Annotated in this window: 10 protein-coding genes; 4 read left to right on the top strand and 6 right to left on the bottom strand. The window is 62.2% G+C overall.

What is annotated here, in order from left to right; genetic code table 11:
* The first annotated feature begins 9 nt into the window (after positions 1–9).
* From C0Z18_RS06955 to C0Z18_RS06940, 4 genes are all read left to right on the top strand, one after another.
* Entirely contained in the window at positions 10–1,506 is a 1,497-nt protein-coding gene (locus C0Z18_RS06955) for an alginate export family protein (protein ID WP_102644664.1), read from the top strand.
* Between the two features lie 301 nt (positions 1,507–1,807).
* On the top strand, positions 1,808–3,181 hold the full coding sequence (locus tag C0Z18_RS06950; protein ID WP_102644663.1) for a TolC family protein: 1,374 nt from the start codon (positions 1,808–1,810) through the stop codon (positions 3,179–3,181).
* Complete coding sequence (locus C0Z18_RS06945; protein WP_102644662.1) at positions 3,181–4,230, top strand: efflux RND transporter periplasmic adaptor subunit; 1,050 nt, start codon at positions 3,181–3,183, stop codon at positions 4,228–4,230. Before C0Z18_RS06950 ends, C0Z18_RS06945 begins: the two co-directional genes overlap by 1 nt.
* The gene (locus C0Z18_RS06940) at positions 4,227–7,307 is read left to right on the top strand and encodes an efflux RND transporter permease subunit (protein WP_102644661.1); all 3,081 of its coding nucleotides are present in this window, start codon (positions 4,227–4,229) and stop codon (positions 7,305–7,307) included. Before C0Z18_RS06945 ends, C0Z18_RS06940 begins: the two co-directional genes overlap by 4 nt.
* An 86-nt stretch (positions 7,308–7,393) precedes the next feature.
* Here C0Z18_RS06940 and C0Z18_RS06935 read toward each other — a convergent pair whose 3' ends face one another.
* From C0Z18_RS06935 to C0Z18_RS06910, 6 genes are all read right to left on the bottom strand, one after another.
* Positions 7,394–8,404: an ABC transporter substrate-binding protein gene (locus tag C0Z18_RS06935; protein WP_102644660.1), complete on the bottom strand. Its 1,011-nt coding sequence runs from the start codon at positions 8,402–8,404 to the stop codon at positions 7,394–7,396.
* Between the two features lie 76 nt (positions 8,405–8,480).
* Positions 8,481–9,857 carry a sensor histidine kinase gene (locus tag C0Z18_RS06930; protein ID WP_102644659.1) on the bottom strand — a complete coding sequence of 459 codons (1,377 nt, stop codon included), beginning with the start codon at positions 9,855–9,857 and terminating at the stop codon, positions 8,481–8,483.
* A complete protein-coding gene (locus tag C0Z18_RS06925) occupies positions 9,854–10,531 on the bottom strand; it encodes a response regulator (RefSeq protein ID WP_102644811.1) in 678 nt (225 codons plus the stop codon). Before C0Z18_RS06925 ends, C0Z18_RS06930 begins: the two co-directional genes overlap by 4 nt.
* Before the next feature lie 139 nt (positions 10,532–10,670).
* Positions 10,671–12,266, bottom strand: coding sequence for a methyl-accepting chemotaxis protein (locus C0Z18_RS06920; protein ID WP_102644658.1), 1,596 nt, complete (start codon positions 12,264–12,266; stop codon positions 10,671–10,673).
* Between the two features lie 361 nt (positions 12,267–12,627).
* Positions 12,628–13,677, bottom strand: coding sequence for an ABC transporter substrate-binding protein (locus C0Z18_RS06915; RefSeq protein WP_102644657.1), 1,050 nt, complete (start codon positions 13,675–13,677; stop codon positions 12,628–12,630).
* A gap of 84 nt (positions 13,678–13,761) precedes the next feature.
* Complete coding sequence (locus C0Z18_RS06910; protein ID WP_199189409.1) at positions 13,762–14,637, bottom strand: ABC transporter permease; 876 nt, start codon at positions 14,635–14,637, stop codon at positions 13,762–13,764.
* Positions 14,638–14,640 lie beyond the last annotated feature (3 nt).

Raw genomic sequence — 14,640 nt, 5'->3', positions numbered from 1 at the left:
TGCGGATCGATGAGATTTTCGAAGCGCGCGGGCGGCGCATTCTCGCGCAATAAACGAACGGCAGTATGCTTGGCGTCCATTGCCGCTTTATCGCTGACATGCCCGCGTTGGGCGCTCGCCGAATCGGCTAGCGATTCGGCGGTGACACCGGGTTCGGCGGCGTCTTCAGCCGCGGGGGTTAGCGGCGATTGCAACGTCAAGCGCCCGGCCGTTCTCTTCAATCGCTGGCAAGAAGATTGGTCGGTGCTCGCGAATCCCTGCGTCGCGCGTGAGCCCCTCGACGCGTTGAAGTACATCCCGCTCGGATACGGCGGCGATTCCTATCTCTCGCTCGGGGCGAATCTGCGTGAGCGCGTCGAGACGAACGACGCGCCGCTGTTCGGCATTGGAGCCGTGAAGGGCGATACGTATTTGATTCAGCGGGTCGAGGTCGATGCCGACGCGCACATCGCGCAACATTGGCAGTTCTTCATGCAATGGGAAGATGCCCATGCATATGGCAAGAACAACATCACGCCGGTCGACAAAAATCCACTCGATCTCGAGCAGCTATTCGCAACCTACGCCGGCAGCCTTGGCCCTGGCACGTTCAAGGCACGGGTGGGCCGTCAGCAGATGGCGTTCGATCTGCAACGATTCATTTCCGTGCGCGATGGACCTAACGTGCGCCAATCATTCGATGGAGCGTGGGTCGACTATGAATGGGATAAGTGGCGTTTCATCGCTTACGCGACTCAGCCCGTGCAGTACCGCGAAGCCGCACCGTTCGACGACACGTCGAACCGCAACATCACGTTCAGCGGGGTGCGTTTCGAGCGGCAGTCCATAGGCCCCGGGGATCTATCCGGCTATTGGTCGCGCTACAACCGGCACAATGCGCGTTTTATCGATGCAGCCGGAGATGAACATCGCGATGTATGGGATTTGCGTTATACCGGAACGCACAGTCGCATCGATTGGGACGTCGAAGCGATGCTGCAAACGGGATCTGTAGGGCAGAGCACGGTGAGCGCTTGGGCGGTCGGATCGATCGCCGGGTATTCCTTCGATGCCGCGTGGTCGCCCCGTGTCGCGTTGCAGATCGACGCGGCCTCCGGTGACCGGCATCCGAACGACGGACGAGTGGAAACGTTCAACGCGCTTTTTCCGAACGGATACTATTTCACGCTCGCGGGCTACACCGGCTATACGAACTTGATCCACGTCAAGCCGTCGATCACGCTCAAGCCGTCGGCCAATTTGGCTCTGCTAGGCGCGTTGGGCTTTCAGTGGCGAGAAACGACGGGCGATGCCGTCTATCAACAAGCTAACCAGGCCGTGCCCGGGACCGCCGGGAAGGGCAGCGCATGGACCGGCATGTATGTTCAATTGCGGGCGGATTGGACGATCGCGGCCAACTTGATCGGTTCTGTCGAAGCGGTGCATTTTCAGGTGGGAAGCGCCGTGCGCGAGGCGGGCGGGCGCAACGGCGACTACATGGGCGCCGAGTTGAAGTATGGATGGTAACCCCGCGCTCGCTATGTATCGGGTGTTGCCTCAAGGTGAACGCCGCGCGATTCGACGTTGCTCTTGAAAACCGCCTTGCCGCGATCGATCTGTTAATCCGCCTACCAAGCTACTCGCATAAGCATTCCTTAAGCCAGCCCCGTTCACACTGCGCTGATTCTCGGATAGGGTCGCCCGCCTCGGTCGACATCGCGAGATAACGGGGAGGGGATCTCGCGAGCATGTCGTTCGTCCGTCCCGCTCCATTTCGCCTTTCCGCACAACGCTCGGAAAGCTTATCGAAAGGTCTGGACGAAATGACATGACTAACGGATTCCTGTCCGCGCTCGGGTTGACGGCTTGTGCGCTCCTCATCGGAGGGTGTGCCGCATATCACCCTCTGCCGCTGTCCGAACATGCGCACTTGGCCAATCGCATCGGGGACATCCGGCACACGTTACCTCCTGCGGCGCCTGGAGCCAACCCGGTCTCGATCGACGTCGGCCAGCCTTTGAGCGTCGATCAGGTCGGCCTTCTCGCCATCCTCAACGATCCCGAGCTTCTGACCGAACGCGCCGAGTCCGATCTCGCTCGCGCGGATGTGACCCAAAGCGCGACGCTGCCGAATCCGTCCGTGAGCCTGAGCTACGCGGCGTTGCTGGGCGGGCCGGGCACGACCGGTGCATTCACCGCGTCGCTGGCGCAAGACATCGCATCGCTCGTCTCTTACCGAAGCCGCGTCTCGGCCGCGAAAGCGCATGCCTCCGAGGTCAACGCGAATCTGCTTTGGAACGAATGGCAAGTGGCGCAAAAGGCCCGCTTGCTGGCCGTCGATCTCTATTGGGGCGAACGTTCGATCCAAAGCAGCGAGGCCACCTTCCGATCGCTGTCGAAAGAGGCCGCGGACGTTCGGCGTGCCGTGGACGCGGGCAGCCTGAGCCTCACCGAGCTCGGCCCCATCTTGGCCTCGCAGGCATCGGCCGAACGCGCGCTCGCCTCGATGCGTCTCGACCAGCTCAAGAATTGGCAAGATCTCGATGCGCTGCTCGGAATGAAGCCTGGGATTCGATTTGCGATCGCCGCGCCCCAAGTGCCCGCAGCGCCGACGGATCTCGACGCGCTGATCTCGAGCGTTCCAGCCAGGCGTCCGGACCTCGTCGCGCTTCAGCTCGGCTATCGTTCGTCGGACGAAAGCGTGCGTGCCGCCATTCTCGGACAGTTCCCGGCATTCGTTCTCGGCGGCACGTACGGGTCCGACACGTCCGACGTGCGTTCGGCCGGCCCGACGGCGACGTTCGACCTGCCGATCTTCAATCGGAACCAGGGCGAAGTGGCCAAGACGCGTGCCACTCGCCGTTTGCTTCACGCGCAATATCAGGCCCGGCTCGACGATACGGTCTCCAGCATCCTCGCGCTCGACGCGCGCAGCCGCCGCATGGCCGCCGACTTGGTCCAGGCGCAGCTGGGCGCCGCGACGGCCGAATCGCAAGCGCAAGCGGCGCGAAGCGCCTACGCGCAGAGCAACCTGGATCAACGGTCGCTGATGGATTACGAAACGACAGCATCGGATCGGCGCCTCGAGGTATTCGGTCTCGAACGTGGACTCGACGAGGCACGCATCGCCCTGGCATTGGAGCTCGGCTTGGGACTTCCGCAAACTCGCATCGATCCGCTCGCTTCCCGAGGTAACGAATAATGAACAATCGATGGATTCTTGGCGCCGTCGCATTGGCGGCCTGGTCGACTTATGCCATCGCCGCGTCCGATGCTCCCGCTCCCAGCGTGCTCGTGACGCAGACGGCCCTCCGGCAAGGCACCTTGCCGCGCACGATCGAAGCGTATGGCGTGGTCCAAGCCTCCGCTGCGGCGAGCCGAACGGTGATGGCGGCGACTTCGGCAACCGTGCAAACGCTGTACGTTCGGGAGGGCGAAGAAGTCAGCGCAGGCGCCCCGTTGATGCAACTCGTGCCCAGCCCCCAAACGACGGCGGCCTACGCACAAGCGCAATCGGCTCAGCGGGTGGCGGAGCAACTGCTGTCGCGGACCAAGCAAATGTTCGCGCAACATCTCGCGACCGCGCAGCAATTGGCGGATGCCCAGAAGGCCGAGTCCGACGCGCAATCGAATTTGGCCGCACTGAAGGCGCAGGGCGCCGGTGGCGCTCAAGTGCTGCGTGCGCCTTTCCGCGCAATCGTGCTGCATGTGGCCGCTTCGCAAGGAACGATCGTTTCGGCGGGCTCGCCGCTGTTCGACCTAGCGAGCCCCGAAAAAGCGATCCTCAAAGTCGGCGCGGTACCCGCTCAAGCGTTGCTGGTCGGCCGCGGCAACGCGGCTCGGGTCACGGCGGTCGGCGAGGAGCAGAGCTGGCCTGCCGCCGTCGTCCAGCGTGGCTCGATGGTCGATCCCGCGACCGGCCTGGTCCCGATCGAGATCGCCTTGCCGCCGGGCCGCTTTCTGCCCGGCGAGGCGGCCGATGCCACGATCACCGTTGGCGATACGCAAGGCTATGTGGTTCCGCATGCCGCCATTCTCGTCGACGACCACGGCGGCACTTATGTCGTGCAGGACGATGGCCTGAAAGCGCGCAAGGTCGCGGTCAGCATTGCCGGCGCGCACGGCGACCAGGACGTGATTCGCGGCGACGGATTGAAGCCCGGCCAGCCCCTCGTTCTTTCCGGAAATTATCAGCTCGATGACGGCATGAGCATGCGCGTCGAGCAGCCTGGCAAGAAGGAGGCGCAATGACGTTTGCCGGATGGCTTCACCGTCATCGCCTCCCGGTTTTGGCGGTTGCGTTCGTTTTGACGCTGGCTGGCCTCTATGCTGCGATCAGCCTGCCCGTCGGCCTGTTTCCCCTCACGAGCTTTCCGCGCATTCGCATCGAGGTCGACGCGGGCAGCATGCCGGCGAAACAAATGCTCGTGGACGTCACGGAGCCGCTGGAAGCGGCAGCGCGCGCGGTGCCCGGCGCCGTCGACGTGTCGTCGACGACTTCGCGAGGCTCGGCGGAAATCTTCGTCGATTTCCCATGGGGTTCGGATATGAACCGGGCGTTGCTGAGCGTCGATGCCGCGTTCGCGCAGAAGATGCCCGATCTGCCGCAAGGCGTCACGTATGGCGCCATTCAGATGAGCCCGAACGTCATCATGCCGTTCGTTTCGTATGCGCTACAGTCCGACAGCAAGTCGCCCTCCGAGCTGCGGCAAATCGCGCGCTACCAGATTCTGCCGATGCTCACGGGCATTCCGGGCATTCGACGCGTGGGCGTCCTCGGCGGCCAGACGCCGGAAGTCGAAGTGTCGATCGCACCGCAAACGCTTCAAGCCTATGGGCTAACAATCGCGGATGTCGCGCAGGCGCTGTCGTCCACGAACACCGTCGCAGCCGTCGGGCGGCTCGAAGATAACGATTTGCTTTACTTGGCAGTCAACAACAACGCCTTCACATCGGTCGATTCGGTTCGCCAAGCTACCGTGCGTACGGGCAAAGGCAGTGTCGTGCCGCTCTCGCAGATTGCCCAGGTGAAGCTCGGGACGGAGCCGCAATGGCTGCTCGTCAACAACAACGGCCATCCGGCCGTGACGTTCGACGTCTACCAGCAAGATCGCGCAGATTCGTTGAGCCTGGCCAAGCTCGTACAGGAGCGGCTCGACACGTTCATGAAAACGCAGTCCAAAGCGATCCATCTGTACAAGTGGTACGACCAAACGCAACTTGTCCGATCGTCGATCGCCGCGTTGGAAGAGGCCATCGCGATCGGGCTCGTGTTCGCGGCCGGCGTGTTGTTCGCCTTCCTGCGCAATTGGCGCGTGACGGCCGTCGCGATGATCGTGGTGCCGATGTCTGTCCTATGCAGCGTGCTGATTCTCTGGCTGCTCGGCATGACGCTCAATATCATGACGCTCGGCGGTATCGCCGCGGCGATCGGCTTGTTGATCGACGACGTCATCGTCATGATCGAGCACATTGCGCGGCGTGCCGGCCATCCCGATCAGGAAGATCCGAACGCGGGCGTGCTGCACGCGGCGCGCGAATTTCTGTCGCCCTTGTTCGGTTCGACGCTCGCCACGACGATTATCTTCGGGCCGCTTGCTTTCTTGGACGGGGTGACCGGCGCCTTCTTCAAGTTCCTCTCGCTGACGATGGCGTCGGCGCTGATCATTTCGTTCTTTTTGACGGCGTTCACCGCGCCGTTGTTGGCCCGCGCGATGATCGACTTCCGTTCGTGGACGGACCCGGGCCACGGGAAGGATACGTGGATGCGCCGCACGCACGCACGCTGGCTCGACGCCATGTTTCGTGCGCCATGGCTCATCGTGCCGGGGCTCGTCGTCCTGGCCGGTGCGGGCTATGTGGCGTATCACCACGTCGGGACGGGCTTTTTGCCGCGCATGGACGAGGGCGGCTTCGTGCTCGACTATCAAACGGCACCGGGCACGTCGCTCGGTGAAACGAACCGCGAGCTGCAACAGGTGGAGGCGATTCTCAAGAGCAATCGTTACGTCGACACCTATTCGCGCCGAACGGGCGCCGGCCTCGGGGGCGATTTGACCGAGACTTACCAGGGTGATTTCTTCGTTCACCTCGTCGATCCCGCCAAGCGCCCCGACATCTGGAAGGTGATGGACGACATCTCGAGCAAGGTGACGCAGCGAGTCCCTGGCATCGATTTCGATACGCACCAATTGATGAGCGACATGATCGGCGACATGGTGGGCCGCCGGCAGCCTGTCGTCGTCCAATTGAGCGCGAAAGATCCGGACGCGCTCGGCGCCATTGCCAAGAAGGTGGCGGATACGGTCTCGAAGGTGCCCGGTGTCGAGCCGGCCTCGGTCGACCCCGGCGTCGTGCCCGCGGGCGATGCGCTCGACATCCACGTCGATCCCGCCGCGGCTGCGCTCAAAGGGATGACCCCGGCCGACGTCAAGGAGCAGGTCTACCACTATTTGAATGGCAGCGTGGTGACGCGTTACCTCGGCACGGTGCAAGACGTCGGCGTACGGCTCTGGCTCAAGGCGCCGCATTCGCCGATATACCGCGACAGCCTTGCCGACCTGCCTATCCGAGCGCCGAGCGGTGCGATCTTCTCGTTGGGCACGGTGGCGACGACGCGCTTCGTTTCGGGGCAACCGCAGTTGACGCGAGACAACCTCCGGCAAATCGTCGCGGTGACGGCGCAAATCAGCGGGTCCCACGATCTCGGATCGACGATCGCGGCGATTCGCAGCGCATTGGACAAGCCGGGCTTGATTCCCGCGGGCGTGACTTATACGTTCGGCGGCGCATACAAACAGCAACAAATGGCCGTGCGCGGCATGATTAAAGTGTTCGCCGCGGCAGTCACGGCCGAAATCATCTTGCTGCTGTTCCTGTACCGCGAACTGTTCGTGCCGCTCGTTATCATGGGGACGTCCTTGTTTTCGACCGGGGCGGTATTCATCGGGTTATGGGCGACCGGCGTCGAATTGAACATCACCGCGATGATGGGCATGGTGATGATCATCGGGATCGCAACGGAGATGGCGATTTTCCTCGTCTCCGAGTATCAGTTGCTGCGCGAGACGATGGGCAAGCGCGAAGCGCTGCGCGAGGCCGCACTCAATCGCCTTCGGCCGATCGCCATGAGTACGCTCGCCATGATTCTCGCGCTCGTACCGTTGGGCGCCGCGGTCAGCGGATCGGGCGACCAGATGCTTCAGCCGCTGGCAATCGCCATCATCGCCGGGGCATTGGTGCAGTTGCCGCTGGTGCTACTGGCGATGCCGGTCATGATCGGATTGACCGGTCGTCGCGAGAAGCGCGAGCCGGCTGCTTCTCATTGACTGCGCCCCCTTTTTCACTGAGCCACCATGGACGCACGAAGCACGGTCTTTGCGATGCTCTCCATTGCCGTCCTCATCGCAAACACCTATTTTTCCGAGTCGTCCAAGTAGGCGGTCGTATACGTTTTCGACAAATCGATGTCCGTTGCTTTCACGCTCGGGTCGATCGTCGATAGGATGCCGAGCACCGTACGAGGACCGTCCGCGGGCATGCGGCCATCGGTAGAAAACGTGTGCCGATAGGCCCCGAGCGCACCTACATAGAGCGCCTTTCGGTTCTGGTAATAGCTGCGGGGCAGTTGCGCGACGATCTGCTCCGCGCTATGTGTGTGGATATATTGCAGCGCTCGCACGAAAGCGTGCGTGAGCTTGCGCGCGGCGTCCGGGTGCTCGTTCACCCAAGCGGCGCGCATATAAAGACATCCTGCCGGATAAGGACCGCCCAACGCTTCTCGTGTGCCCGCTTCGGTGCGCAAATCGATCAGAACCTTGGCTTCGCGGCTTGCAAGCAGTTCCGATACGGTGGGCTCGGTCGTCATCCCCGCTACGATGCGGTGCGCGCGCATGGCATTGATGAAAGTTTTGTCCGCATCGACGGGCAACAGACGGTAGTCGCTTCTGGCCAGTCCGAACTTCTTCGCCAAGTATTGAGTGAGAAAATCCGTCGACGAACCCAGACCCGTTACGCCGAGCGATTTCCCCTTGAAATCGGCGGGCGTTTTGATGTCCCCGGCATGCGACGCCGCCACGAGTTCGACTTCGCCGGGCGCGGACGCGAATTGGACCAGCGATTCCACTTCCGTTCCCTTGCTTTGCAAATCGATCGTGTGATCGTAAAAGCCCACGACCCCTTGCACCGCACCCGCGATCAATTCGTCTTCGGCATTGACACCCGCCGGTTCCGTCACGACGCTGACGTCCAGTCCAGGCTGCTCGAAATAGCCGAGCCGTTTGGCAAGAATCGCGGGCAGATAGATGATCTTGTCGATGCCTCCCACCATGAGCGTGATCGTATCGTCGGCGTAGCAGGCGCGCGTTGCAAAGGACGCGCCGAGCACGAACACGGTCATGGCCGCTGCGCGTCTTACAGTACTCATCGTGGTCTCTCCACTTCGTATTGGGTGTAGTTCGTCGCGCGGCGCACCTACAGACGCGCGGCGCGTCGAATTGCGTTCAGCTTTGATCCAGCGGTAGCCGAACGATGGCGCTCAATCCTCCCGTCGACCGGGCCGCGAGTTCGATATCGGCGCCGCACGCTTTGACCGCTTCGCCGACGATCGCGAGCCCGAGCCCGAAGCCATCGTTGTCCGACATGTTGCCGCGACTGAACCGCTCGAAAACGCGGGCCTTCATGGCGTCCGGAATGCCGGGCCCGGTGTCGTCCACTTGCAAGACGGCCCCACCGTTTTCGCCGGGGCCGACATGGACCGTGACGTGTCCCCCATCCGGTGTGTAGCGGATCGCGTTGTCGACGAGGTTGAACGCGATGGCATGCACGAGCGTGGGGTAGGTCCAGATCGCGACTTCGGCGCTCGTCGCACTGAGGCCGAGGTCGATTGCCTTGTCGTCCGCGAGCACCGATAGATCGACTAGCACCTCTTGCACGAGATCGAGCAGCTTCGCCTTCTTGCGCGGAAGATTCGCCGCGCGGCTCGATTCCGCGTGCGACAAGCTCAGCAATTGATTGATCAGGTCCTTTTGCCGGCGCGCGCATGCACGCACGGCGCGCAAGGTCTCGCTCAGTTCGGGGTCTTGCGTCAGATGCGCTGCGTAATCGAGCTGCGTGCTCATGATGGCGACCGGCGTGCGCATCTGATGAGCGGCGTCTGCGATGAATCGCTTTTGGATGTTGACTTGGGCGGTCAGGCGCGTGGCGTACTGATTGATGGTGTCGACGATCGGACGCAGTTCGCGTTGCAGTTGCCCGGTGCCGAGCGGGCTGAAGTCATCCGTTTCGCGCGCCTGCAAATCGCGGCGCAAATGGAGGAGGGGCTTGAGCTCGAGCGTCAGGCCGACCACCATCAGCGCGAGCGCAAGCGCGAGCAGAGCGGACTCTTGGACGAGCACCGGCCGCCACAGCGTTTGGAGCAGATGATGGTACGCATGGCGGCTTTCGGCCACACTGACGAGGACCGCCGTCGTGATGCCGCCCCGATATAGATGGCGAGTCAGCGTGACCATGCGCAACGCGTCGCCGTGGTACTCGACGCTGCGATAACGGGGGGCGTCTTCCGGAGTGGCATCGCCCTTCGTCAAATCGGGCCAGCCGGCCAGCACTTCGCCTGACGCCGTCCTCACTTGGAAGTAGACGCGGTCTTGCTCGCGGGAGGCGAACATTTGCAGGGCGGCGGGAGGCGTCTCGGCGCCGATCCGGTCTCCTTGCCATCGCACCTGACCGGCCATGACTTCGGCAGACGCAAGCAAGCGTCGATCTTGAACGAGTAGGGCGGTGCTCCGGGCGTTCTGCCAGGAGACGACGGCCATCAATGCCAACACCAGCGTCATGGGCACGAGCACCCATAGCAGCAGGCGTACGCGCAACTGGTTCATGTCGCGGCATTCGCGTCGCGCAGCAGATAGCCGAGGCCGCGCAACGTCAGAATCCGGGCCTGCGAGCCCGATAGCTTGCGACGGAGGCGATGCACATACGTTTCGATGGCGTTTTCGCTCGCTTCGCTGCCGATGTCGAACACCTTGACCATCAATTGCGCCTTGGTGACGGTTTTGCCCTGCCGCAGCATCAGCGTTTCCAGCACGTGATGTTCGCGCAGCGTCAATTCGAGCGGCTGGCCGCCGGCCCGGAATTCATGCGTATCGAGGTCGAACTGAAGATCGGCGCATTGAACGACAGATTGGCTGCTGCGGCCATGCCGCCTGATCAATGCCTTGATGCGCGCCACGAGTTCGCGCATTTCGAACGGTTTGCCGACGTAGTCGTCCGCGCCGAGATCGAGGCAATCCACCTTCGCATCGATCGAGGCGTTGGCCGTGACCACGAGCACCGGCGTGTCATTGCGGCGGCGCCGAATGCTGCTGAGCACGTTGCGCCCATCCATGCCGGGCAGGCGAAGATCGAGGAGCAGCAAGTCGTACTGGGATTGACCGATGCGATCGATCGCGGCCGAACCGTCATGCACGCATTCGACGTCGAATCGCTCGGCCTGCAGCGCCTTGCTGAGCCAAAGCGCAAATTCCAAATTGTCTTCTATGAGCAGCAGTTTCATCGAGGCCACCAACGTCTCATGCGAACCATTCGCGGTGATCGGCATTTAGAAATTTTTTACGTTCGCGAGCACATCGCCAACGAGATTAGTTACCGCCTTACCGAGAGGCACGTCATCTGCAATTTACGTGCCCTCGCGGTCATGCCGCAATCCGTTGTTTCCCTGCGTCTTTTTTTCTTATTCGTATCGCGTCCTCGTCGACCGTGAAGACAGAAACGGCGCCGTTCAGATCCGCTGCTTGCTGCTCGAGCGACTTCGCGGCCGCTGCCGCCTGTTCGACCAGCGCGGCATTCTGTTGGGTCACGTCGTCCATTTGCATGACGGCCTGATTGACCTGTTCGATGCCGATACTCTGCTCCTTCGACGCCGCCGCGATTTCGCCGACGATGTCGGATACCTGCTTGATCGCCTGCCTCGCCGAGCCCACGGTGTCCCCGACTTCGACGGCCTGCAAGGCCCCATCCTGGATCATCGAGACCGATGACACGATCAAATCCTTGATCTCTTTCGCCGCCGCGGCCGAGCGTTGCGCCAAGCCGCGCACCTCGTTCGCCACCACCGCGAAGCCGCGCCCCTGTTCGCCGGCACGCGCGGCCTCCACGGAAGCGTTGAGCGCGAGAATGTTCGTTTGGAATGCGATGCCTTCTATTGCGCTCGTGATTTCCGATATCTTCGTCGAACTGCCGCTGATTCTCTCGATCGTCGCAACCATGGCCTGTACCGCATCGTTTCCGCTCTCGGCCAGGTCGGCCGCCTTGCTCGCCAGGGCGTTGGCCCGTTGCGCATTGTCCGAGTTTTGGCGTACGGTTTCGGTCAACTGCATCATCGTCGATGCGGTCTTTTCGAGCGAGGAAGCCTGCTCCTCGGTCCGCGCGGAAAGGTTGGCGTTGCCGCTTGCGATTTCCTCCGAAGCAACCTGCACCGACTCCGTCGCCGACCTGATCTCCGCGACGACGGCCGACAGGTTGCTGTTCATTGCGCGAAGCGCCTGCAGCAGCGCACCGATCTCATCGCGTCGAGCGGTCTCGATGTGCGAAGTCAAATCGCGCGAGGCCACCGTCTCGGCCACGCGAACCGCTTGCCGGATCGGCACGGTGATGCTCCGCGTAGCGCGCCATGCGACGGCGATGCCGCCTACGATACCGGCACCGCACAGCGCGAGCAGCCACACGACGCTGCTTCCATATGTGTCGTGGGCTTCGGCCGACGTTTCGTTGCTCTGCTCGTTTTCGTAATCGCTGAACTTCACCATGATTGCGATCCAGCGGTCCAGTGCCGGAACCGCATCGTTCATCATCATGCCGCGGGCGCTAGGGTCGTTCGCGAGCGCAAGGCCGAGCACCTTGTTCGCGATCGGCAGCGCGTTGTCACGAGCCGCGTTCAGCTTCTTTAGAAGGTTCCGCTCGTCGTCGCTCACACCGGGATCGTCGCCGAACAGGGCGTCGAGCTTCTTCGCGGCGCTTTCATAGTTTGCAATGCCGTTGTCGAAAGAGCGCTTCTCGGCGGCCTTGCGCGAATCGTCGGAGAGCGCGACGCAATTACGCATTGCGGCTGCCGCCTCCTGAGCGCTTTCGAGCGCCCGCGACACGAGCCGGTTTTCGTTCCCGCTGACGTCGACGGCATCGGTCAGCGCGCCGTCCATAACATAAAGCTGCGTGATGCCCATGATCGCCACGCCGGCCATGAGGGCAAGGAGTACGCCAAATGCCAAGCCTAGCCTGGCCCCGATCTTCATGTCTTTTCCCCCTGGGGGAGCGCCGGCAATTCGGCACCCGTTATATGCGATACGGCGGGCAGGTCTGAGCGCCGGGTATCGCGATTCGTCTCCGATATCGACGATGGTAGAGACCGCAAGCTGTCAACCGGCTGTCACGAAGCGGCCTGAAGCGCCAGGATTTACCCCAATGCGTTCGCCGCTGTACGCCGCTAGGTCGTGAGCGCGCGAGGTGCGGCAGCACGGTGTCGATGAATTTTCACGGAACTGAGGCTCCGCTCGGGAGAGGAGGGACCCGAGCGGCGCCGATTTGCGTACCGCGGGAAGAGCGGGGCAAGCCACCGCTCTATGCATCGTAGCTATGCGAGGATTTCAGGTTTCGTCATTTTCCGGCGCCGCCCTCCTTTGCGAGCATCGCGTTCGCTTTGATCACATAGTCGTTCGTATAGGTTTTGGCCAAATCGACCGGCTTGTCGATTTTGCCCGCCAGCTTTTCGACAGCGAGGACGGTATCGGGACCATTCGCGGGCATCATGCCGTCGGGAAGGAATTGGCCTTTATCCTGCGCCAGCGCGTCGATGTACTCTTGCTTCGTCGACAACTGATTGCTGACGAAGTCGGCAGGTAAATGATTCGCGATATCGGCTGCGCTGTGCGTGTTGATCCAGTGCATCGTGGCGACCATTGCATTGACGACCGCTTGCGTCTCCGTGGGGTGGGCCTTCACCCAATCCGCGCGTGCGAGCACGCTGGCCGTCGGCCAATAGCCGCCGAGCCACTTGTTGACACCCGGGCCCGTCGCCAAATCGATCGTCGAGACGCCGACCTTCATCTTCTCGACCGCGTTGACAGTCGGCTGCGTCGTCATACCGCAGACGATGCGGTTGTGCTTGAGCGCGCCGATCAACGTCGGGCCCGCGCCCACGCCTACGCGCGTGAAGTCCTTCGAGGTCAGGTGATAGCGTGCGGCCAGATAGAGCGTCAGATCGTCGGTGCCTGAACCAACGTCGGTCACACCTACGGTCTTGCCTTTCCAGTCGGCCGGCGTCTTCACGCCCGAATCCGGCGTACACATTTCACGCTCGCCCGGCGCACCGCTCAATTGAACGATGTCGATCACGTCTTTGCCGTGGAGTTGGAAGTCGATCGTGTGGAGATACCAGGCACCCGCCATATCGACTTGGCCCGACACGACGGCGTCCTCCGCACCCACGCCGCCGGCCGTTTCCGTGCTCAACTGCATGTCGACGCCGTATTTCTTGAAGTAGCCGAGGTTTTGGGCCAACTGATACGGCAGATAGATCTGCTTGTCGATGCCTCCGACCATCATCGTGACTTTCGGCAGCGGGGCCGCCATCGCGGCCGAACTGAATACGCCGGCGGCGCAAGCCAAACCGGCCAACAATATCGTCGCGCGTGATTTCTGCTTCATGACACACATCTCCTTGGTTATTGGAGATCCCGCGGGGGGATCTCTTATGAAGTAGTCCTAACTGATTTCCCGGATACCCAATCGTTAGATCCCGGGACGGTTGCCGTCGGACGCCGACGGCGGTTGCCACGACAGAAGCTTCTTTTCGAGCATGCCCATCAGCACTTCCGCGCTGAGGGCGATGATGCCGATGACCAGCATCGCGCCGAATACCCCGTTGGCGTCGAAAGTGTTTTGCGCCGTTGCGATCACGAGACCGAGGCCTTGCTGCGCCCCGAGGAATTCGCCGACGATCGCGCCGATGATGGAGAAGCCGAGGGCCACGTGCAGGCTCGCGATGATCCACGTCATGGCCGAGGGAAACACGACGTGCCAGATCACTTGGAAGCGCGACGCGCCCAGAATGCGCACATTGGCGATCAGATTGCGATCGACGCTGCGCACCCCTTGGAATGCGTTGAAGAACACCACGAAGAACACGAGCACCGCGGCCAGCACCACCTTCGACGGCATGCCGAGGCCCAGCCACATGACGAACACCGAACCCAGCACGATCCGGGGCAACGCGTTGACGACCTTGATGTACGGGCCGACGACGTCGGCAAGATAAGGAATCTCTCCCAAGAGCACGCCGAAGAAGACGCCGCCCGCCACGCCGACGGCAAAGCCGAGCAGCGACTCTTCGAGCGTCACCCAGATCTGCAGCCAGATCGAACCGTATGCCGTGCCTTTCTGCGCCCAGTCGGCGAGACGGGCGACGATCCCGGTGGGCGAGCCGAAGAAGAACGGATCGATGACGCCCCAGGAGGTGAGCAGTTGCCAGCCGCCTACGATCAGCAAGAATAAGGCGAGGCGTCCGATCAAGACATACGTTTTGCGGCGCTGGGCCTTGCGCCGCGCGTTACCCGCGACATCGGCCGGGTCCGTCGGGCCCGACTTTAGTTGCACGCTGGAGTTCATGCT

Origin of the sequence: Trinickia dabaoshanensis, assembly GCF_002879885.1 — a bacterium.
Taxonomy (GTDB): Bacteria; Pseudomonadota; Gammaproteobacteria; order Burkholderiales; family Burkholderiaceae; genus Trinickia; species Trinickia dabaoshanensis.
The sequence above is the reverse complement of the archived record's forward strand: the minus strand, read 5'-3'. Positions and strand labels throughout refer to the sequence as shown.

Coding starts and splice junctions, on each gene's coding strand:
- C0Z18_RS06920 (WP_102644658.1), bottom strand. CDS start 12,266: ATGAAGATCGGGGCCAGGCTAGGCTTGGCATTTGGCGTACTCCTTGCC.
- C0Z18_RS06910 (WP_199189409.1), bottom strand. CDS start 14,637: ATGAACTCCAGCGTGCAACTAAAGTCGGGCCCGACGGACCCGGCCGAT.
- C0Z18_RS06935 (WP_102644660.1), bottom strand. CDS start 8,404: ATGAGTACTGTAAGACGCGCAGCGGCCATGACCGTGTTCGTGCTCGGC.
- C0Z18_RS06955 (WP_102644664.1), top strand. CDS start 10: ATGAGATTTTCGAAGCGCGCGGGCGGCGCATTCTCGCGCAATAAACGA.
- C0Z18_RS06950 (WP_102644663.1), top strand. CDS start 1,808: ATGACTAACGGATTCCTGTCCGCGCTCGGGTTGACGGCTTGTGCGCTC.
- C0Z18_RS06945 (WP_102644662.1), top strand. CDS start 3,181: ATGAACAATCGATGGATTCTTGGCGCCGTCGCATTGGCGGCCTGGTCG.
- C0Z18_RS06940 (WP_102644661.1), top strand. CDS start 4,227: ATGACGTTTGCCGGATGGCTTCACCGTCATCGCCTCCCGGTTTTGGCG.
- C0Z18_RS06915 (WP_102644657.1), bottom strand. CDS start 13,677: ATGAAGCAGAAATCACGCGCGACGATATTGTTGGCCGGTTTGGCTTGC.
- C0Z18_RS06930 (WP_102644659.1), bottom strand. CDS start 9,857: ATGAACCAGTTGCGCGTACGCCTGCTGCTATGGGTGCTCGTGCCCATG.
- C0Z18_RS06925 (WP_102644811.1), bottom strand. CDS start 10,531: ATGAAACTGCTGCTCATAGAAGACAATTTGGAATTTGCGCTTTGGCTC.